The 19,104-nt window shown below is 64.7% G+C and carries 18 protein-coding genes and 1 pseudogene; 9 read left to right on the forward strand and 10 right to left on the reverse strand.

Features of this window, described 5'->3' with window-relative positions:
• Positions 1 to 451: 451 nt before the first annotated feature.
• The 3 genes and pseudogenes from H9529_RS19855 (at position 452) to gdhA (ending at position 3,559) form a co-directional block, all read left to right on the forward strand.
• Complete coding sequence (locus H9529_RS19855) at positions 452 to 940, forward strand: YciE/YciF ferroxidase family protein (protein ID WP_092889208.1); 489 nt, start codon at positions 452 to 454, stop codon at positions 938 to 940.
• 100 nt (positions 941 to 1,040) lie between these two features.
• Positions 1,041 to 1,628 (forward strand): annotated as a pseudogene (locus H9529_RS21420) (sigma-70 family RNA polymerase sigma factor); the annotation flags it as partial.
• Between the two features lie 578 nt (positions 1,629 to 2,206).
• Positions 2,207 to 3,559, forward strand: a complete 1,353-nt coding sequence (gdhA, locus tag H9529_RS19865) for an NADP-specific glutamate dehydrogenase (protein ID WP_092888591.1) — start codon at positions 2,207 to 2,209, stop codon at positions 3,557 to 3,559.
• 98 nt (positions 3,560 to 3,657) lie between these two features.
• Here gdhA and H9529_RS19870 read toward each other — a convergent pair whose 3' ends face one another.
• The 5 genes from H9529_RS19870 to H9529_RS19890 form a co-directional block, all read right to left on the reverse strand.
• Positions 3,658 to 4,470, reverse strand: coding sequence for a sugar phosphate isomerase/epimerase family protein (locus H9529_RS19870; RefSeq protein ID WP_176847048.1), 813 nt, complete (start codon positions 4,468 to 4,470; stop codon positions 3,658 to 3,660).
• A 67-nt stretch (positions 4,471 to 4,537) separates the two neighbouring features.
• A complete protein-coding gene (locus H9529_RS19875; protein WP_092888585.1) occupies positions 4,538 to 5,356 on the reverse strand; it encodes a carbohydrate ABC transporter permease in 819 nt (272 codons plus the stop codon).
• Positions 5,353 to 6,225 carry a carbohydrate ABC transporter permease gene (locus tag H9529_RS19880; protein WP_218132133.1) on the reverse strand — a complete coding sequence of 291 codons (873 nt, stop codon included), beginning with the start codon at positions 6,223 to 6,225 and terminating at the stop codon, positions 5,353 to 5,355. Before H9529_RS19880 ends, H9529_RS19875 begins: the two co-directional genes overlap by 4 nt.
• 66 nt (positions 6,226 to 6,291) lie before the next feature.
• On the reverse strand, positions 6,292 to 7,575 hold the full coding sequence (locus H9529_RS19885) for an ABC transporter substrate-binding protein (RefSeq protein ID WP_092888580.1): 1,284 nt from the start codon (positions 7,573 to 7,575) through the stop codon (positions 6,292 to 6,294).
• Positions 7,559 to 8,644, reverse strand: coding sequence for an ABC transporter ATP-binding protein (locus H9529_RS19890; protein ID WP_092888577.1), 1,086 nt, complete (start codon positions 8,642 to 8,644; stop codon positions 7,559 to 7,561). The genes H9529_RS19885 and H9529_RS19890 overlap by 17 nt, the downstream gene beginning before the upstream one ends.
• Positions 8,645 to 9,030: 386 nt before the next feature.
• Here H9529_RS19890 and H9529_RS19895 point away from each other — a divergent pair, with 386 nt between their 5' ends.
• From H9529_RS19895 to H9529_RS19905, 3 genes are all read left to right on the forward strand, one after another.
• A complete protein-coding gene (locus H9529_RS19895; protein WP_092889201.1) occupies positions 9,031 to 9,372 on the forward strand; it encodes a zinc ribbon domain-containing protein YjdM in 342 nt (113 codons plus the stop codon).
• A 166-nt stretch (positions 9,373 to 9,538) separates the two neighbouring features.
• Positions 9,539 to 10,546: an LLM class flavin-dependent oxidoreductase gene (locus H9529_RS19900; protein WP_092888574.1), complete on the forward strand. Its 1,008-nt coding sequence runs from the start codon at positions 9,539 to 9,541 to the stop codon at positions 10,544 to 10,546.
• A gap of 51 nt (positions 10,547 to 10,597) precedes the next feature.
• Positions 10,598 to 11,284, forward strand: a complete 687-nt coding sequence (locus tag H9529_RS19905; RefSeq protein ID WP_092888572.1) for a pentapeptide repeat-containing protein — start codon at positions 10,598 to 10,600, stop codon at positions 11,282 to 11,284.
• A 222-nt stretch (positions 11,285 to 11,506) separates the two neighbouring features.
• Here H9529_RS19905 and H9529_RS19910 read toward each other — a convergent pair whose 3' ends face one another.
• Complete coding sequence (locus H9529_RS19910; RefSeq protein WP_092888569.1) at positions 11,507 to 12,235, reverse strand: DUF1428 domain-containing protein; 729 nt, start codon at positions 12,233 to 12,235, stop codon at positions 11,507 to 11,509.
• Between the two features lie 137 nt (positions 12,236 to 12,372).
• Between H9529_RS19910 and H9529_RS19915 the strand changes: the two genes are divergently transcribed.
• The gene (locus H9529_RS19915) at positions 12,373 to 13,026 is read left to right on the forward strand and encodes a winged helix-turn-helix transcriptional regulator (RefSeq protein WP_092888566.1); all 654 of its coding nucleotides are present in this window, start codon (positions 12,373 to 12,375) and stop codon (positions 13,024 to 13,026) included.
• 66 nt (positions 13,027 to 13,092) lie between these two features.
• On the opposite strand, the gene H9529_RS19920 is transcribed toward H9529_RS19915, so the two are convergent.
• The 3 genes from H9529_RS19920 to H9529_RS19930 are packed head-to-tail and all read right to left on the reverse strand — an operon-like array spanning position 13,093 to position 16,267.
• Positions 13,093 to 14,343 (reverse strand): NAD(P)/FAD-dependent oxidoreductase, encoded by a 1,251-nt coding sequence (locus tag H9529_RS19920; RefSeq protein WP_092888563.1) that lies wholly within the window; start codon positions 14,341 to 14,343, stop codon positions 13,093 to 13,095.
• Between the two features lie 29 nt (positions 14,344 to 14,372).
• The gene (locus H9529_RS19925) at positions 14,373 to 15,317 is read right to left on the reverse strand and encodes a 4-hydroxyproline epimerase (protein ID WP_092888560.1); all 945 of its coding nucleotides are present in this window, start codon (positions 15,315 to 15,317) and stop codon (positions 14,373 to 14,375) included.
• Positions 15,308 to 16,267 (reverse strand): dihydrodipicolinate synthase family protein, encoded by a 960-nt coding sequence (locus tag H9529_RS19930; RefSeq protein ID WP_092888557.1) that lies wholly within the window; start codon positions 16,265 to 16,267, stop codon positions 15,308 to 15,310. Before H9529_RS19930 ends, H9529_RS19925 begins: the two co-directional genes overlap by 10 nt.
• Before the next feature lie 219 nt (positions 16,268 to 16,486).
• Between H9529_RS19930 and H9529_RS19935 the strand changes: the two genes are divergently transcribed.
• The gene (locus H9529_RS19935) at positions 16,487 to 17,107 is read left to right on the forward strand and encodes a helix-turn-helix domain-containing protein (protein WP_092888554.1); all 621 of its coding nucleotides are present in this window, start codon (positions 16,487 to 16,489) and stop codon (positions 17,105 to 17,107) included.
• Positions 17,108 to 17,149: 42 nt separating this feature from the next.
• Positions 17,150 to 18,187 (forward strand): Ldh family oxidoreductase, encoded by a 1,038-nt coding sequence (locus H9529_RS19940; RefSeq protein ID WP_092888551.1) that lies wholly within the window; start codon positions 17,150 to 17,152, stop codon positions 18,185 to 18,187.
• Positions 18,188 to 18,366: 179 nt separating this feature from the next.
• Here H9529_RS19940 and H9529_RS19945 read toward each other — a convergent pair whose 3' ends face one another.
• Positions 18,367 to 19,095: a FadR/GntR family transcriptional regulator gene (locus tag H9529_RS19945; protein ID WP_092888548.1), complete on the reverse strand. Its 729-nt coding sequence runs from the start codon at positions 19,093 to 19,095 to the stop codon at positions 18,367 to 18,369.
• Between the last annotated feature and the right edge of the window lie 9 nt (positions 19,096 to 19,104).

Genomic DNA, 19,104 nt, shown 5'->3' on the forward strand with positions numbered 1-19,104 from the left:
ACGCAACCGCGCCGAGGGGGCGTAATGTCGGTTCACGATGTTGGTTAGGCAGCAAGTAGCCAATGACCGGGCGGCCGGTACCGCGATGATGTGCACGGGGATTTCCCTCTTGCCCGCAGGCACAACATCGCGGTGCCGTTACGCCCCGGCCCGCGCGGTCATTCAATTTTCAAACGGGAAGCGCGCAAAGGGCGCGTGGCCGCAACTTACAGTCGGTTTGTCCAGACGCCGCCCGGCGCATTTGGTCGAAGACACGCGCGAACGCCGCCAAGACCGTCGGCGGGGCCAGAGCAAGGCCCATGCCGAACAATATGTGCAGGCCTGGCGCGCCGAAGACGACGATAGCCGGGGGCCCGCAAGCTGGACGCAGAACAAGGCGCAACTTGTGCAGCATACCGAAGCCCGCCTCTGGGATGACTTAGCTTTCATCCCACGCAAAAGGACCGCCCCCATGCCCATCGAGAACCTTCATGACCTGTTCGTGCACACCCTCAAAGATGTGCTTTACGCCGAGCGCAAGATCCTAAAGGCGCTGCCGAAGATGGAGCGCAAGGCGACCGATCCGAAGCTGAAGGCGGCGCTTGCGGCGCACCGCGATCAGACCGAAGACCACGTCACCCGGCTGGAAGACGTGTTCGACAGTCTGGGCAAGGCCGCCCGTGGTGCCAAATGCGATGCCATGGTCGGGCTGGTCGAAGAGGCCGAGGGGCTGATGGCCGAGATCGACGATAACGAGACGATGGATGTCGCGCTGATCTCGCTGGCACAGGCGGTGGAGCATTATGAGATCGCGCGCTACGGCACCCTTGTTGTCTGGGCACAGCAGCTTGGGCTCAGCGATGCGGCGGCCTTGCTGAAAACCACGCTGGATGAGGAATACGGTGCTGACAAATCCCTGTCGAAGCTGGCCGAGGCGCGGCTCAATGCTGCCGCGGCCTGAGGCGCGGGCCGTGGGGCCCGGCACTTCCACGCCGCCTGCCGTGATGGAACGGCAGGTACGACGCTGCGATGAAACCAGCGCCCGCCCGCAGGTGGTCCCGTTGGGGCGAACCACGAAAGCCGAAACCCGAAAGCGAGAAGGTGCGCCCATGACCGAAGGACATCCATTCCACGTTTTGCTGCCGGAGCAATCGCCGGTCCTGCGTCGCCGGGCGTTGAAGCTTACCCAGAACCCGCACCGCGCCGATGACCTGGTGCAGACGACGCTCATGAAAGCCTGGGCGCGGCGCGACAGCTTCCAACCCCAGACCAACCTGCGCGCCTGGTTGTTCACAATCCTGCGCAACACCTTTTATTCCGAGTTGCGCAAGTTTCGGCGCGAGGTTCAGGATGTGGACGGCATCCGCGCCGCCGCCCTTTATGAGGAGCCGCGGCAGGATCATGCGATGGCGCTGAAGGAACTGATGGCAGCCGTTGACCTGCTGCCCTCCGATCAGCGACGGGCGTTGATCTTGATGGGGGCCTACGGGTTCTCGCAACTGGAGGCGGCGCATGCCTGCGGCTGTACCGTCGGCACGATCAAAAGCCGTGTCAGCCGGGGACGCCATGCGCTTTGCGATGCAATCGGATATGATGCGGGCGCGCAGCGTCGCGTTGTTCGGGGCGGTGAACGCCGGGTGCCAGACAGCGTGTCTGCCACCACGGCCAGCGCTTCAGTGGCGCGTCGCGCAACCGCTGCCCATTCCCGCGCTGCGCCGCAGACGGCGCTGGACATGCGCCGCGATGCAACAGGCGCGCTGCGCCCTGTGGCTGATGTCGCGGACCTGCTGCACGCGACGCGCGGGCCGGTGCTGCGGGCCGCCAACCTGGATGACCTGCGCACCCTTGTGTCGCAGCTTGAAGGTGCCATCGTCGTCGCGCTGCCGGTCCGCACGGGCGGGTCGCCGCCAATGGTCAGAACCGCGCGCCACAATGACGCGCTGTGCCGCGCCCGGGATGAACTGCGCGCCCGCGAAGACGCCTGGCCAGCGCGGGGCGCTGTCGCGTTCAGCGAAAACCGCCACTTGGCGATTTCGCAGCGCGCCTCCTGGGGCTGGGCTTTCCCCCCGTCTGAATGACCCCCGTCTGAATGACCCCCGAATGATTGCGGGTGCGGCGGTCAGTGGCGGGCGCCGCCCCGTCGCGGGACTGTGTTCACAATCTGCCCATGACAAAGCCCGCCGCAGCCCTAGCCTTCTGGTCTGACCTCATTCAAACCGGAGTGCTTATGAAAGACCGAACCGAAACGCTGGTGGATACGTTCATGTCCGGGTTTGCCGACCGCCATGCCCATGAACCCGAATTCCTGCAAGCGGTGCAGGAAGTGGCGCAAGATGTCCTGACCATCGAGAAGGCCAACAGCGAATATGCGCAGGCCCGCGTGCTGGAGCGGCTTGCCGAGGCGGATCGCATCATAGGCTTCCGGGTCACCTGGCGCGACGACGCGGGCGCGGTTCAGATCAACAAAGGCTGGCGCGTGCAGCAGACGAACCTGCTGGGCCCCTACAAAGGCGGGTTGCGGTGGGCCGCCAGCGTCACGCCCTCGGTGTTGAAATTCCTGGCCTTTGAGCAGGCGTTCAAGAACGCGCTGACCGGTCTGCCGCTGGGCGCGGCCAAGGGCGGCGCGGATTTCGATCCACGCGGGCGTTCGGATGCCGAGGTTGAGCGTTTCGCCATGGCCTTTATGGCCGAGTTGGCCGCGCATATTGGCCCGGAACGCGACGTGCCCGCCGGCGACATCGGCGTGGGCGCACGTGAAGTCGGCTATCTGACCCGGGCCTGGATGCAACATGCCCGCCGCTGGGGCGGGGCGCTGACCGGCAAGCCGCTGTCGCTGGGCGGTAGCCCGATGCGGGCGCAGGCGACGGGGTATGGCCTGATGTATTTCACGCAGGCCATGCTGGCCGAACAATCCGACGGGATCGAGGGCAAGCGCGTGGCAATTTCCGGGCGGGGGAATGTGGCGCAGCATGCCGCGCGCAAGGCGATGCAAATGGGGGCGAAGGTCATCACCCTGTCGGGCCGCGCGGGGACCTGGGTGGCAGAGGACGGGATGCGCACCGAGGCGGTGGACTGGGTGCTGGACGCCCCCGGTGATGGCAGCGCGACGCCGCCCGCAGCGCTTGGCCTACGGTTTCTCGCCGGGCAACGACCCTGGGGGCAGGGGCCGGATATCGCGCTGCCCTGCGCCACCCAAAACGAGGTCGGGCTGGCCGATGCCCGTGCGCTGGTCGACAGCGGGTGCCGCTATCTGGCCGAAGGCGCCAACATGCCGCTGTCAGCGGATGCCGAGGCGCATCTGGCCGGGGCAGGGGTCATTCAGGCGCCGGGCAAGGCGTCGAATGCCGGGGGTGTGGCCATGTCCGGGCTGGAAATGCAGCAAAACGCAGGTTTCGCGCGCTGGTCGCCCGAGGAACTGGACCGCCAGCTTTGCGCAATCATGTGCGACATCCATGCGCGGCTGAAAGCCGAGCGGACGAATTGCCCGACCCCCAGCGGGGCGGTGGATTATCGCCGCGCCGCCAATGTTGCGGGCTATCGTACGCTGGCGCGGGCGATGGTGGCAGGCGGCGTGATCTGAGGTCCGGCGGCACAGGGTGATCCGCCCGCAACTTGAGACACTGGCGGGGCGATGTGCGCCCCGCCGCCGAAGGGGTCAGAACCCTTTTCAGCGCTTTGTTAATCGACCAAACCTTCCAGCATTGCAGCGGTTTGTGGCAGGCAATGCAGGTTGTGGCGCACCTCCAGGATCATACGGGGCGCGGGGGCGCAGGCTGCCAGCTGCCGCATCACTGGACGCCAGTTGATCCGCCCGTCGCCGGGGTGCCAGTGCCGGTCGGCATGGCCATCCACGTCTTGCAGATGTACATGGGCCAGCCGGTTGCCCGCATCGGTCAGGAAATCCACCACCGGCGGGGCACCGTAATTGGCATGTGCCAGATCTGCGTGCCCGGTATCCACCGACAGCCGGAACTGCGGATGATCCAGCAGATCGGCCAGATCGGCGCGGTCCTTGGTGCTGGTATCGTCGATATTCTCCAGCGCCAGCGTGACACCTTCGGTCTGCGCGCGCGCCAGCACCGGAGACAGGCAATCGGCGCAGGCCTGCATCAGCGCGCCGCGCAGCGTGTCATAATTGGTGTAGTTCAGCACATGCCAGAAATTGAACGGTGAATGCACGACCATCACGTCGGCCTCCAGCGCGGCGGCAATCTCGATCCCCTTGATGAGTCGTTGTTGAACAATGGCGCGGATTGCCGCGTCAGGATTGGACAGATCCAGCCCGAAGAACGGGCCGTGGATACCGCGCGGGCCCTTGTGCCCCGCCAACATCTTTTGCCATGCGCCGATCTGTTCCGATGTGTCGCCCGCGATTACCTGCGGTGAGACGAAGTCCTGAATTTCCAGCGGGCGGTTCTGGTCGAACAGCCAGTCGCGCAGCATGTCCATGTGGTGCAATTGCACGGCAGCGCCGAGAAGGGGCAGGGGCATGATGGGGCCTTTCATTTGAGGTGGGGCGGTTGCGTTGGGGTATCGGATGCCAGTTCCTTGATGCTGCCTATTTTATCCCGGCGCGCATGAAGCTTTGGACGAACTGGCGTTGAAACAGCAGGAAGCCGATCAGCAAAGGGGCTGAGGTGATCAGTGTTGCTGCGGTGATGATCGACCATTCGGTGCCGCTGTCGGTGGTAGCGAAGATCGACAGCCCCACGGTCAGCGGCCGGGTCTCGACCGATGAGGTGATGATCAGCGGCCACAGGAAATTGTTCCAGTGATGACTGACCGATACCAGCCCGAAAGCCAGCATCGTGGGTTTGGCCAGCGGCACATAGACCCGCCACAAAAGGCCCAGCCAGGAACACCCCTCGACCCGCGCGGCGTCATCCAGCTCTCTCGGGACGGTTTTGAAGGTCTGGCGCAACAGGAAAATCGCAAAGCCGCTGGCGAAATACGGCAGGCCGATGGCCAGGATGGAATCGATCAGCCCCAGGCTGCCCATGGTGGCATAGTTGCGCACCAGCAAGATGTCGGGCATCACCATAAGCTGCACCAGCACCAGCGCGAACAGCAGGTTCTTGCCCGGGAATTCGAACCGCGCAAACGCGAAGGCAGCCAACGAACACAAGATCAGTTGCGCGGCCAGCACCATGGTGACCAGTACGATGGTATTGACGAAATACCGCGCGAAGGGCGCGGCGTTCCAGGCGCGCACGAAGTTCTCCAGCGTCAGGGGCGCGAACAGCGCAAACCGCGTCTCGAATTCTGCGGGGTGAAAAGCGGTCCAGACCGCATAGGCCAGCGGCAACAGCCAGATCAACGCCAGCGCCCAGGCGCCCGCGACGAAAAGGATGCGGTCAGGGGTTCGCGGCGGCCTCATCTGTAATGTACCTTACGATCCAGCCAGAAGAATTGCCCGATGCCCACCAGCGCCAGCAAGACCACCATCACCACCGTCAACGCCGAGGCATAGGCCGTATCCCAGAAGCGGAACCCCTGTTCGTAGATGTAATAGAGCAGCAGCATCGAGGCATTGTTCGGCCCGCCTTGCGTCATCACGAAGATATGGTCCACGGTACGAAACGCGTTGATCGTGGCATTGACCGAAATGAACAGCGTCGTCGGCATGATCAGCGGCCATGTCACGCGGCGAAAGAAGGTCAGGGGGGAACAGCCCTCGATCGCCGCAGCCTCGCGCAGGCTGGGCGGAATGGTCTGCAAGGCAGCAAGATAGAAGATCATGAAGAACCCCGCCTGCGCCCAGACCGTCACCGCCGTCACTGCGTAAAGTGCCGTATCGGGGCTGCCGATCCAGTTGCGCGGCGACAGGCCGGCCCAGCCGCGCAATTGTTCAAACAGGCCAAAGCCCGGCAGGTAGAAGAACAACCAGATATTGGCCACCGCGATCAGCGGCAGCACCGTTGGCGTGAAATAGGCCAGCCGCAGGAAGCCCCGGCCCAGGATGCGGCTTTGCACGAACAGCGCCATCGCCAGCGCCAGCGCGACCGACGCGGGAATGGTGATCGCCGCATAGATCGCGTTGTTGATCATGGCGCGGCGGAAAATTTCGTCCTGCACCATGCGCGCATAATTGTCCCAGCCTACGAATACCGCAGGCCGCCGCCCACGCGCGGTCGACCAGAAACTGTCGATCACGGTCTGGATGGCGGGGTAATGCGTGAAGCCAAACAGCAAGATCAGCGCGGGCGCCAGAAAGGCCAGCGCAATCAGCCAGTCGCGTCGAAACATCGTAGCGGGCCTTTGCATGTGGCGCGGCGCCCTGGGGATACGGGCGCCGCGCGGGGGTTGGGGGGCTTAGCGGTAGATGCTCAGCACGGCATCGGCGGCGTCTTGCGCGTCAGCCATGGCCTGCGCGGGCGTCTTGTCACCCACGATGGCGGCGGCGATGTTGTCGTTCATGATCTGGGTGATGCGCGGGCCTTCAAAGGTCGAAAGCTCTGGCACCGCATAGGCCAGCTGTTCACGCGCGACCAGCGCACCGGGCACCTCAGCGGCATAGGCTTGCATCCGCTCGGTCTCCCATGTGTCTTCGCGCGGCGCGACATAGCCGGTGGCGATGGACCAGTCGGCGGCCTGTTCCGGCGCGGTTGCCCATTTCACAAAGTCGATGGCGGCGAGGGTCTGTTCGTCATCCGAGCCCTTCATGAGGTAGAAGTTACCACCGCCCGTGGGTGCGCCGGGGCGCACATTGGCGGGCAGCATGCCGACGCCAAAGTCAAAGGTGGCGTTGCTGCGGATGTTGGTCAGGTTGCCCGTGGTGGTCCAGATGATGGCGCTTTCGCCGTCGAGGAAAGCGCGCGGGGTTGCGCCCCAATCCAGGATGCCGGGGGCCATGATCTCATGCTCGGCGGCCAGCGAAACAAGGTATTCCAACGCACCGACCACTTCGGGCGTATCGAAATAGACTTCGGTGCCTGCCGTGTTTGCCAACCCGTCCTGCCCGTTTGACGCGACCAGCCCGGTAAACAGCCACGACGGGAAGCCCGAGGACGGGATGCGCACGCCCCATTGCGTCACGCTGCCGCTGTCGTCGCGCAGCGTCAGCGCGGTGCCGTATGCGACCATGTCGTCCCATGTCGCGGGTGCCGTGTCGGGGTCGAGGCCTGCTGCCGCGAAGGCTTCCTTGTTCCAATAGATCACCGGGGTCGAGCGCTGGAAGGGAATGCCCCAGGTCTTGCCGTCGGTCTGGCTGTTGCGCATGAACGCGGGGTAAAAGCCGCCGATCCAGCTTTCCATTTCCGCGGCGGTCAGGAAGTCATCCCAGGGCAGAACTAGATCCTCGTCGATCATGGCAAACATGTCGGTGGACAGCAAGATCGCCAGTTGCGGCGCATTGCCCCCGCGTGCGGCGGTGATGGCGCGGGTGGTGGTGTCGGCGTAGCTGCCGGTATAGATCGCGTCGATGGTCACATCGGGGTTCGCGGCCATGTAGGCGTCGGTCATGCCTTCGATGACGGCTGCGGCATCGCCGCCCACGGCGACGGGAAAGTAGAATTCCAGCTCGGTGGCCGCCGCCGCCTGTGCGGTGATCGCTGCGAATGCGGTTGTTGCCATAAGGGTCTTAAGCGTGTGTTTCATCGTGTCTCTCCGGTTGAGGGTGGGGAAATTCATCGGCGCGCGCGGGCAGGCGGTGCCCCGCCGCATCGAAGAAATGCAAAGCCTGCGCGGGCAGCACCAGCGCCAGCGCGTCGCCGGGCGGCAGGGCATGGCCGGACTGGCGCACCAGCAGCCGCGCGCCGCCCAGATCCAGCGCAACCAGTTGATCGGCGCCCAGATATTCGACCCCGCGCACCTGCGCACGGATGGGGTGGCCGTCGCCGTCCTGCGCGATGTCTTCGGGGCGGATCCCGATGGTCGCGGTCGCTTTGGGCGCGGGGATGTCGGCCAGCGCGGCGCGCGGCACAAGGTTCATCGGCGGTGTGCCGATGAAGCTGGCCACGAAAATCGTCTCGGGCCGGGCATAGAGCGCGCGCGGCGTCGCCACCTGTTCGACCCGGCCCGCATTCATCACCACGATGCGGTCGGCCATGGTCATCGCTTCGACCTGATCGTGGGTCACATAGACCATGGTCAGGCCCAGCCGTTGCTGCAAGGCCCTGATCTCGCTACGCATTTCGGCACGCAGCTTGGCATCGAGGTTCGACAGTGGCTCATCCATCAGGCACACAGGGCGCTCGGACACCACGGCGCGGGCCAGCGCGACGCGCTGTTGCTGGCCGCCCGACAGTTCCGCCGGCTTGCGCGCCAGCAGCGCCTCCAGCCCCATCATGGCTGCGACACGTTCCAGCCGCGCGGCCTGATCGGCCTTTGCCGTGCCGCGCACCGACAGGCCGAAAAGGATGTTCTCGGCCACGCTCAGATGCGGGAACAAGGCGTAAGACTGGAACACCATCGACAGGTCGCGCGCTTTTGGCGGCAATTGATCGATCCGGGTATCGCCCAGCAGGATTTCGCCGCGCGTGGGGTGGTCCAGCCCGGCGATCAGCCGCAGTAGCGTCGATTTCCCACAACCCGACGGGCCCAGCAGGACCGAGAATTGTCCGGCGGGCAGGGTGACATCGATCCGCTCCAGCGCGGTGGCGCTGGCAAAGTGTTTCGCGATGTCGCAAAGGCGTACATCGGCCCCGCCCGGGCTGCGGTTCGTCATTTGTGTCGTGTCCGTGTTCTTCATTGCGTGGGGTTTAGCGGTTGAATTTGAAGGTTGCGTGACAGGCGCGCGGGGCGGCGATGAAATTTGACAAGGGACGGGTGTGGCGTTGTGGGACGGGATTTAACAATCTGACAATAAAAGCGTTTTTCCATGGAAAACACTGGCGCGCGATGCCGTCGGCAACGCAGACTTTCAACGCGGTACGGCCTGTAATTATCTTTTCCCGCGCAAGACCGGCCCGTAAAAAACCCGCCCGTTAAGGGCACCGGGCGTCAATGCCCGCCATCCACGACATCTTCGCGCAGCGCACCCTCGGGCGGAAAAGCCGCGCGCCTGTCCGGCGCCCCTTTCGCTGCCGCGCCCGGCGCGCTATGGGTCGTCCCATGAACGATACCTTGCCCCCGTGTCCCGAATGCCAATCCGCCTACAGCTACGCCATGGGCGCGCTGTTGGTCTGCCCGGAATGCGGGCATGAGTGGGCGCCAGATGCGCCATCCGATGACACTGACGGCGTGCGCGACGCGGTGGGCAACCTGCTGGCCGATGGCGATACGGTGACGGTGATCAAGGACCTGGAGCTGAAAGGGTCCTCTGGCGTGATCAAGGTCGGCACCAAGGTGCGCGGCATCCGGTTGGTCGATGGCGATCACGATATCGACTGCAAGATCCCCGGCGTCGGGCAGATCGGACTGAAGTCGCAATTCGTGAAGAAGGTGACCGACTAGGACCGGGTGCAAAGCCGCGCATCACGTTGACGTGGGGCGGCGCCCTGATCTGCCGCAGCCTGCGGCTTTGATTGCGCGCCAGGGCAGGGCGGACCACATGCACCCGGCGTTGCCCCTTCACTCTGCCTGCGCGCGTGCTTACTTGCCGACAAACCCGGAGGCTCCCATGCACAATTTCTCACTTCTCGATCTTTCGCCCATCCCCGAAGGCAACACGGCCGCCGAGGCGCTGGCCGCGACCGCAGACCTTGCCCGCGCTGCCGAGCGGGCGGGGTATCACCGCTACTGGCTGGCCGAGCATCACAACATGCCCGGTATCGCCAGTGCCGCCACCGCAGTGGTCATTGGCCATGTCGCTGCCGCAACCAAGACCATTCGCGTTGGGGCGGGTGGCATCATGTTGCCAAATCACGCGCCGCTGGTGATCGCCGAACAATTCGGCACGCTGGCCACGCTGTTTCCCGGGCGGATCGACCTGGGCCTTGGCCGCGCGCCGGGCACCGACATGGCGACAGCGCGCGCGCTGCGCCGACATATGGCGCCCGACGACAGCTTTCCGCAAGATGTGCAGGAGTTGATCGGCTATTTCGGGGACAGCAGCGATGCGACGCCGGTGCGCGCAATCCCCGGCACGGGCACCGAGGTGCCGGTCTGGATCCTGGGGTCCAGCCTGTATGGCGCGCAGTTGGCAGCTTATCTGGGGCTGCCCTATGCCTTCGCGTCGCATTTTGCGCCCGCCATGCTGGAAGACGCGATCGATACCTACCGGCGCACCTTTCGCCCCTCGGCCCGGCTGGACCGGCCGCATGTGATGATTGCCGCCGGGGTCTGCGCGGCACAAACGGATGCAGAGGCGGCGTATCTGCGATCCTCGCAGATCCTGGCTTTCGCGCGGCTGCGGCAGGGCCGTCCCGGCAAGCTGCCGCGCCCGGTAAAGGATGTGACTGCCGAAGTTCCCGCGCCGGTCATGGCGCAGGTGGGGCAGGCGCTGGCTTGTTCGGCGACAGGGTCCGCGACGACGGTGCGCAGCCAGTTGCGCATGATCATCGACACCTTTCAGCCTGATGAACTGATGGTGACCGGCATGATCCACGACCACGCCGCGCGGGTCCGGTCGTTCGAGATCGCGGCCGATGTGCTGACGGACCTGCGCAAAGCCCCTGCGGCGGCATGATGGGCGCGCGGCCCTCTTGTGCCTGTGCAACCGCTCTGCCAAGACGGGATCATGACATCTGACGCCCCCTTTCTGGCCGACCGGAAGCCCACCCGCGCCGATATTGCGCGGATGGCGGGCGCGGGGCAGGGCGGGTGCCTGTCCGATTGCGATCTGGAAGGGTTGGACCTGTCCGGCCTTGACCTGACGGGCTGGACCTTCGAGCGGTGTAACCTGCGGCGGGCCACCTTCAATCGCGCGATGCTGGACGGCGCGACCTTCAAGGCGTGCCGCGCCGCCGAGGCGCGCTTTACCGGCGCCGCCCTGCCCGAGGCCACGATCGACGGCGGCGATTTCAGCAACACCATCTTTTGCGGTGCCCGAATGCCCGATGCGCGCATCCTGCGCTGCAAGATGACCGGTGCCGATCTGACCGGCGTGCAGGCGATGGGGCTGGCGCTGGAAGAAGTGCTGCTGGTGCTGGCATTGCTGCCAAAGCTGTCATTGCGCAAGATGACGCTGCGCGCGGTGGATTTCAGCGAGGCCGATCTGCGCGGTTGCGATTTCCGCGATACGGTGTTGGAGGATTGTTCGCTGCGCGACGCCCACCTGGCCGATTGCCGCTTCGAAGGGGCCGATCTGCGTGGTGCCGATCTGGGCGGTGTGAAGCTGACCGACGCGCGGCGCTTCCGGGGTGCGGTGATCTCCAAACGCCAAGCGGCCGACCTGCTGGGCCAGATGGGCCTGCGGGTGATCTAGTCTTTGTTGCTTGATAATGGCCGCCGCCGCCCTTTCCGTGTTCCGCCCGAAACGATTGCGCCGTCATGAGTGCATAGACGCGGTTGCCTGGGCCCGTCACACGGGGCGAAGTATTTCCAGTTCCGCATCGGGCAAGCCATGGGGTCATTGGCGGAAGGCTGCACGCAGCTTGCCTGCCCCGCCTTTGTGCCAAACGCCAAGGGATCTCTCTATGGCTACCGCTTAATCGGGGGCGGAGGCAGAATCGAACAGCGGCGCGAACCCGGCCCACATCATGCGCATCGCGTCAAAGGGCATGGTGGCCATATCAACATCGGCCATCGCTTCCTCCATCGCGCGGGTCGCCGCGTCGCAGGTGGCACGGTCGGGCCATGCGGTCCAACTGAAAACGGGGACCTCGCCCGCAAGGGCCTTCGTGGCGCGATAGAAATCGGTTTTCTTGCCGTGTGGCACGTCCTCGCCCCATGTTTCGATCATCCCAAACGCACCGCCTTTCTGGAAGATTTGCCACCCCTCGGCGGCCATCGCGATATAGGCTTCCTTGTTTTCTTCCGTAACAGCCAGCAGGAAACCCTGATAATAGCCAGCGCCGCACGGCGCGCCGACACGATAGATCGGGGTGAACCCGCCGAAGATCATGCGGCTGCCATCGCCGGGTATTTCGGCCATTTGATGTATGGCGGGGTCTTCAGGCATTTTCCGCCATGCGGCGTCGCAGGTCGCCTTGTCGGGCCATTCGATCCAGGAAAAGGTGATGACCTCATTTTCTCGCGCATCTACCGCAGCGTAGAAATCGGTGACTTCCCCGCGAGGCACGTCGACGCCCCAGGTCTCGATCATGCGGGTGGCACCATAGGTGCGGAACAACTGCCAGGCTTCGTTCAGGTGCTCGATGTATTCTTGCTTTTTCGCAGCGGGCACGGCGCCGACCGAACCTGAGAAATACGCCATGATGTTCTTCCTTCATAACGGCCATTTTGCTCTGGCCTTCTGCGGCGGATGATACAGTTGAGTCTTGCTTGCATAAGGAGCGTGCCAGCATTAGTAGCAAAAAACAACTGAAAGTATGAAAAGAATGTCCCGCACGCATGAGTGATCCCGCCGCGCTCCCCCGGCTCCGGTATGACGAAGGTTGCCTGGCGGCGCATGCGCTGAACCTGATCGGTGACCGCTGGGCGCTTTTGGTGGTGCGCGAACTGATGTTCGCGCCCAAGCGCTTCCAGATGATCCGCGCGGGTCTGCCCGGCATCACGCCCAGCGTGCTGACCGGACGGCTGGCGCAGATGGTGCAGGCAGGCGTGGTGGACCATGATGATCGGCTGGGACATTACGCGCTGACCGATGCGGGTCGCGCGCTGTTGCCGGTGCTGGAGGCGCTGTGCCGTTGGGCATTGGTGATGCCGGGGCATGATCCGAGGCGCTTCATCAGCCCTTCGGCGCTGATGATTTCCATGGGCGTTACGCTGGTGGCGGACGGCGCGGGGCAGGACGCGCTGGCAGGGTTCGACTTTGGGGATGAGGCGTTCGAGATGCGGCTGACGGATGGCGCGGTGCGGACGCGCGCTGTGGCCCGGCCTGATGCGCCCTTCGTGCTTTCAGGCAGCGGCAATGCGCAGGCGACAGCGGTGTACGGCACAATCCCGTTGTCAGAGCTGATCGCGGACGGCGTGGTCGCGGTGGCGGGCGACATCAACGCTGCCGCAGCGTTTCTGCGATGCTTTCGGCTGAAGCCCCAAGGGTGAAGGACGCGGGGTCACTTGCGCGGCGGTGATTGTCTGCGAGGCTGGGGTGCGGGCGGTCATCGTATCCTAGAAGCGATCCGGCGCAAACGGAGCCAGCGGGATCGTGGGCGCGCGCCCTGCGGCCAGATCAGCCACCAATTCTGCCGTGCCCGCCGATTGCGTCAGGCCCAGATGGCCGTGGCCGAAAGCATAGATCACGCGGTCGGCCCCCGGTGCGCGCGCGATCACCGGCAGGCTGTCGGGCAACGACGGCCGAAAGCCCATCCATTGCCTGCCCCCCTGTGGATCCAGCCCGGGCAGGAAGCGTGCGGCTTTTTCCACCAGTACCTCTGCCCGCCGGTAGTTTGGCGGCAGGGTCAGCCCACCCAGTTCCACCGCGCCGCCCACCCGCAACCCCGCGCCAATGCGTGAGACGACGAAACCGTGATTGCTGAAAGTCAGATGGGTGCGCAGTCCGACGCTGTCGGTGGGAAAAGTGGTGTTGTAGCCGCGCTCGGTTTCCAGCGGGATGCTCTCGCCCATGCTGCGCGCCAGATGGTGCGACCATGCGCCTGCGGCCAGCACAACCTGCGCGCCGCGGCGCGCGCCGCTGGTGGTTTCAACCCGCACGCCGTCGCCGTCCTGCCGCAGGGCGCGGATATCGGCGACCTCGATCACGCCGCCCGCCGCCGTGAAATGCTGCGCCAGATGGTGGGTCCAGCGTTCGGGGTCGGTGACGTTCAGCCAATCGGGGGTGTAGCCCGCATGGGTAAATTGCGGCGACAGGCCCGGCTGGATTTCGGCAATCGCGCCGGGGCTTTCCAGCAGATCAAACGCCACGCCATGGGCGCGCCGCACGTCCCATGCAGGCAGGGTGGCGTTGAACTGCGCAACGCCTTCATACAGTTGCAACTGGCCTTCGCGGCGCAGCAGCGGTTCGGCATCGACGCGCGGGACCAGCCGTTCCAGCGCGGCGCGGGAATGCTGCATCAGGCTGGCCTGCGCGGCGACGGCGGCCTTGTAGCGGTCTGCGCGGGTGGCGCGCCAGAAATGCAGCATCCACGGCGTGATTTTCAGTGCGTAGCCCGCGCGCACCGACAAGGGGCCCAGCGGGTCCAGCAGCCAGCCCGGCGCCTTGCGCATGATGCCGGGGGTGGCCAAGGGCTCGATGTCGGTGAAGGCGAAAGCCCCGGCATTGCCGCGTGAGGTTTCAGCCGCGACCCCCTTGCGGTCAAGAATCCGGACCCGGTGCCCGTCGCGCAACAGGGCAAGTGCCGCCGTGACGCCGATGATGCCTGCACCGATGACAAGGATTTCAGAAGGGTCAGATGCAGCCATGGGGTGCCTTTATCCTGCGTGGGACGGGTTCAGGTGGGGATGCCATTGCGGAAAGGGTCGGCAGGGTCGAAGATCAGCGTGCTTTCGGCCATGACATGCGCCTGCCCGGTGATCGACGGGATGACGCCGCCATTCTTGCCTTCGCGCCAGGAAAGCCGGTAGGTGCTGCCGATGATGCTTTCTTGAATGATCTCTGCGCCCTCGGCCAGGTGCCCGTCGGCGGCAAGGCACGCCAGCCGCGCCGAACAGCCGGTGCCGCAGGCTGATCGGTCATAGGCGTCATCGGGGCACAGGACGAAGTTGCGGCTGTGCGCAGCAGGGTCTGTTGCGGGACCATGCAAGATCACGTGATCCACGTTGATACCCTGCGCCTGCACCGCTTCGCGCAACGCAATACACATGTCGGTCAGCTGACGGATATTCGTGGCGATCACCGGGACCGGGCTGGGGTCGACCAGAAAGAAATAGTTGCCGCCATATGCGACATCGCCGGTGATATGCTCGGTCACCGCACCGGCTCCCGCGATCGCACCGGCACCCGCGATCGCAACGGTGACACGCTGATGTATGCGGCGGCTTTCCACATTGGTGACGGTAACGGTATGGGCATCCGCGACATGGACCCCCACCACACCCGCCGGTGTTTCGATCAGGTGATGACCGATCCCGATGCGACCCAGCCGCAGCAGCGTAACCGCCAGCCCAATGGTCCCGTGGCCGCACATTCCCAGCACCGCATCCGCGTCGAAAAAGATCACGCCGGTGACGCAGCGCGGATCGACCGGGGGCACCAGAAGCGCGCAGACCATGGCGACCTGCCCGCGTGGCTCGGCGCTGACCGAGCGGCAAAAATCCCGGTGCATGTCGTCCAGCAGCATCGCGCGCACCTCCAAAAGCCCCGAGCCGAGGTCCGGCCCGCCGTTCAGGATGACCCGCGTGGGTTCGCCCCCGGTATGGCTGTCGATCACATGCATTCCGCGATCACTCCGCCCTGTTGCGACCAGTTGGCGAACCATGCGTTGAACTGGTGGAACTGCGCCTCGCAGAAGCGGGCCTGCGAAGGCGACAGCACATCGGATTCGTAGATGTTCAAGCGATACTCCTCCGCGCCCTTCAGCACCATCAGGTGTTTGAAATAGAGCACCAGATCGACGCCTTCGTCAAACTTTGCCAGCACGGAAAACGCCTCGGCCAGTTCGCGGGCGCGCAGATCGGCCTCGGGGCAGCCTGCCGCAGCGCGGCGCGACAGGGCGACCTGCAACAGCGTCTCCTTTGGAAAGATCGTACCGATGCCGGTGATCGCGCCGACGGCACCGCAGCGGACGAAGCCGTGATAGACCTCGGTATCGACGCCGACCATCAAGATCACGTCTTCATCCAGCGAGGTGATGTGCTCTGCCGCATAACTCAGGTCGGCCTTGCCACCGAATTCCTTAAAGCCGATCAGGTTGGGATGCTCGGCGCGCAGGGCAAAGAACAGGTCGGCCTTGGTGGCATAGCCGTAGTAGGGGCTATTGTAGATGATCGCAGGGACATCGGGTGCAGCGTCCAGAATGGCCTTGAAATGGTTGCGCTGTGCGGCGACGGACAGGCCGCGCGACAGCACGCGCGGGATCACCATCAGGCCCGCCGCGCCGATCTTTTGGGCATGGGCTGCATGGGCCACGGCGGATTTGGTGTTGACCGCGCCAGTGCCCACGACGACGGGCACGCCCGCCTGGGTCAGACGTGCGACGCCTTCCATGCGTTGCTCATCGCTCAGCAGCGGCCAATCACCGCAGGACCCGCAATAGACAACGCCCGACATGCCCGCCCCGATCATCTCCTGCCCCTTGCGGACCAGCGCTTCGTAATCGGGCTGACGGTTCGGGGTGCAGGGGGTCAGCAGCGCGGGGATGGTGCCGTGGAACACGTCTTTGTTCATGGGAAAGTCCTTTGGATGGGCGTCTTGTCGGGACAGATCGGATAGGGGCCGGGCAGCGGCAAGATGCATGTCCCTTTGCAGAAAATCCGTCCCCCGGGATGTAGCGGGCAGAAACGGCGCCGATATGCACGCTCAGACCGTCGAATGTTGCTTGCGCTGATGCTATGTTTGGCGCAAAATTGAGCCTAGACAAACAATAATGGTAATAAAAGATAAATTATGGTGAAAGCGGGAAAAACCTCGGTGGTGGATGATTGGGATGCGGAACGCCAGCAGTTGCGCGTCGATCTGGGTGCGCGGATGAAGGCGGTCCGGCAATCCTGTGGCTACACGCTGGAGGTAGCGGCACAGCGCACCGGGCTGGCGCTTTCGACCATCCACAAGATCGAGAATGGCCGCGTCTCGCCCAGCTATGAAAACCTGGTAAAAATCGCGCGGGCCTATGAGGTCGGCATGGAACGGCTGTTTTCGTCCGATCATGAGGCGACGCAGACCACCCGCATGACCGTGACCAAGGCGGGGCAGGGGCGCAAAGTACGCTCGAAGAATTTTGAATATGAAGTGCTGTGCAACGCGCTGTCGGAAAAGAAGATCATCCCGCTGGTGACTTTGGTGGAAAAACGGGCACCACTGAAGCGGTCCGATCTGGAATCGCATACCGGCGAGGAAACGCTTTTTGTGCTGACGGGCCGGGTCGAGCTGACGGTCGAACATTATGAGCCGGTGATTCTGGATCCCGGCGATTGTGCCTATTTCGACAGCACGCTGAAACATGGGCTGCGCGCGCTGGACGATACTGAAACCCGGATCTTCTGGGCCTGCACCTATAGCGATGTGTGAACTGACCCCCCGGCGGATTGCCTATCAGAGGAGAATTTTCGAATGCCCGACCCCCATATGGTTTCCGTCGATGATCTACTGGCCCGCGTCACGGCCATCTTTGTGGGCTGCGGCCTGCGCCCTGAAAACGCACAGGCCGTGGCGCGGGTGATTGTCGCGGGGGAACGGGACAATTGCAAATCCCACGGGATATACCGCATCGAGGGGTGTCTGCGCGTGCTGGCGGCTGGCAAAGTGTCACCCGATGCCGTGCCCGCGCTGCATGACAGCGGCAAGGCGGTGATCGAGGTGGATGCGGGCGGCGGCTTTTCGAACCCGGCGTTTGATGCCGCCGTCGATGCGCTGGCGACGCGCGCGCGCGAAACCGGGCTGGCCGCGCTGGTGATCCGCGATTGCCTGCACTTCTCGGCGCTCTGGCATGATGTCGAGGCACTGGCCGCGCGCGGGCTGGCGTCGCTGTCGATGTGTCCCAGCTATGCCTTTGTGGCGCCGGCGGGCGGGACCGAGCCGCTTTTGGGCACCAATCCCATCGCCTTTGGCTGGCCGCGCCCCGGGCCGCAGCCCTATGTTTTCGACTTTGCCACCAGTGTGGCCGCGCGTGGCGAGATCGAACTGCACCGCCGTGCGGGTCAGCCTATCCCCGAAGGCTGGGCGATCGACGGCGATGGCGCGCCGACCACCGACCCCGAAACCGCGCTTGCGGGTGCGATGCTGACCTTTGGCGGACACAAGGGGTCGGCGATTTCCACGATGATCGAGCTGATGGCAGGCGCAATGCTGGGCGAGTTCATGAGCCGTGAGGCGCTGGATTTCATGGGCGGTGGCGGGCTGTTGCCGCGCCATGGTGCGCTGGTACTGGCGCTGGACCCCGGCACTTTTGCGGCGCGCAGCGGGCGCGACCCAATCGCTGAGGGTGAGAAGCTGCTGGGCGCCATCGGCGCGCAGGGCGCGCGCCTGCCCTCGGCACGCCGCTTTGCCGCGCGCGAAGCGGCCCTGCGCGACGGGATTGCGCTGAGCGATGCCGAAATGGCGCAGCTGGCGCGGTTCGAGGCGCAAGGGCTGGCGGCTGTCGCGGACTGAGGTTGCGGCCCGGCCATGGTTGAGCGAGGCGGGGCAGGGGCAGAGGACTGGGGGCAGAGGACTGGCGCAGGTTGGCCCGAAACGTCTGTGTTTCAATGCGTCGCGGGTCGGCAGGCAGCCTGCCCGACACCGGGGGAACGCCGGCATCGCGGCGTGCCCGACATCCGTTCGGCGTTCAGTCAGGTCACGATATCGCTAATCCGGCGCTGCCCATAAAGGATTGCGTCGCGCATCCCGGCTTCGGCGGCATCGGTGTCGCGCCGGGCGATCGCCTCGACGATGCGCAGATGGGTGGCTGACACATCCTTCTGGATTACGGGTTCCGACGCAGGAGAGCTGAGGCGGAAGGTGGTCAGCAGCGCCGCCTCGATCAGCGTGCCGACCGAATGCATGAAGGCATTGCCTGATGCCTTGGTGATTGCGCGGTGCAGCGCCAGATCGGCCATGGCAAAGGCCTTGTCGCTGTCGGCGGTCCGCATCGCCTCGGCATGGGCGTAGAAGCCTGCGATTTCTTCAGGGGTGGCGCGGCGGGCGGCCATGGCAGCGGCGGCGGGTTCCATGGTCAGCCGCATCTCATATAGCTGGTTCAGAAACCCCATCCCCGCCTGCACGTCCAGGTGCCAGACCAGCACCTCGGCATCGAACAGATTCCAGTCCTGACGCGCGCGCACCCGGGTACCGACGCGGGTACGCGCCACGATCATGCCCTTGGCCGACAGGGTTTTCATGGCTTCGCGCAGTACGGTGCGTGACACGCCGAACTGGCCTGCCAGTTCTTCATCCCGGGGCAGCAGGCTGTCTTGCGGATACTTGCCGCTGACAATGGCGCGTCCGATCCCTTCGACCACCTGCCCGTGGCTGTTGCGCACAAGCGTTTCATTCAAGGCATCGCGAAGCAGACCGGACATATGTTCCCC

Origin of the sequence: Roseicitreum antarcticum (assembly GCF_014681765.1) — a bacterium.
GTDB lineage: Bacteria > Pseudomonadota > Alphaproteobacteria > Rhodobacterales > Rhodobacteraceae > Roseicitreum > Roseicitreum antarcticum.

Coding starts and splice junctions, on each gene's coding strand:
- H9529_RS19930 (WP_092888557.1), bottom strand. CDS start 16,267: ATGAACAAAGACGTGTTCCACGGCACCATCCCCGCGCTGCTGACCCCC.
- H9529_RS19895 (WP_092889201.1), top strand. CDS start 9,031: ATGAACGATACCTTGCCCCCGTGTCCCGAATGCCAATCCGCCTACAGC.
- H9529_RS19870 (WP_176847048.1), bottom strand. CDS start 4,470: ATGCCCCTGCCCCTTCTCGGCGCTGCCGTGCAATTGCACCACATGGAC.
- H9529_RS19855 (WP_092889208.1), top strand. CDS start 452: ATGCCCATCGAGAACCTTCATGACCTGTTCGTGCACACCCTCAAAGAT.
- H9529_RS19910 (WP_092888569.1), bottom strand. CDS start 12,235: ATGGCGTATTTCTCAGGTTCGGTCGGCGCCGTGCCCGCTGCGAAAAAG.
- H9529_RS19890 (WP_092888577.1), bottom strand. CDS start 8,644: ATGACGAACCGCAGCCCGGGCGGGGCCGATGTACGCCTTTGCGACATC.
- H9529_RS19900 (WP_092888574.1), top strand. CDS start 9,539: ATGCACAATTTCTCACTTCTCGATCTTTCGCCCATCCCCGAAGGCAAC.
- H9529_RS19935 (WP_092888554.1), top strand. CDS start 16,487: ATGGTGAAAGCGGGAAAAACCTCGGTGGTGGATGATTGGGATGCGGAA.
- H9529_RS19875 (WP_092888585.1), bottom strand. CDS start 5,356: ATGAGGCCGCCGCGAACCCCTGACCGCATCCTTTTCGTCGCGGGCGCC.
- H9529_RS19940 (WP_092888551.1), top strand. CDS start 17,150: ATGCCCGACCCCCATATGGTTTCCGTCGATGATCTACTGGCCCGCGTC.
- H9529_RS19915 (WP_092888566.1), top strand. CDS start 12,373: ATGAGTGATCCCGCCGCGCTCCCCCGGCTCCGGTATGACGAAGGTTGC.
- H9529_RS19925 (WP_092888560.1), bottom strand. CDS start 15,317: ATGCATGTGATCGACAGCCATACCGGGGGCGAACCCACGCGGGTCATC.
- H9529_RS19920 (WP_092888563.1), bottom strand. CDS start 14,343: ATGGCTGCATCTGACCCTTCTGAAATCCTTGTCATCGGTGCAGGCATC.
- H9529_RS19945 (WP_092888548.1), bottom strand. CDS start 19,095: ATGTCCGGTCTGCTTCGCGATGCCTTGAATGAAACGCTTGTGCGCAAC.
- gdhA (WP_092888591.1), top strand. CDS start 2,207: ATGAAAGACCGAACCGAAACGCTGGTGGATACGTTCATGTCCGGGTTT.
- H9529_RS19885 (WP_092888580.1), bottom strand. CDS start 7,575: ATGAAACACACGCTTAAGACCCTTATGGCAACAACCGCATTCGCAGCG.
- H9529_RS19880 (WP_218132133.1), bottom strand. CDS start 6,225: ATGTTTCGACGCGACTGGCTGATTGCGCTGGCCTTTCTGGCGCCCGCG.
- H9529_RS19905 (WP_092888572.1), top strand. CDS start 10,598: ATGACATCTGACGCCCCCTTTCTGGCCGACCGGAAGCCCACCCGCGCC.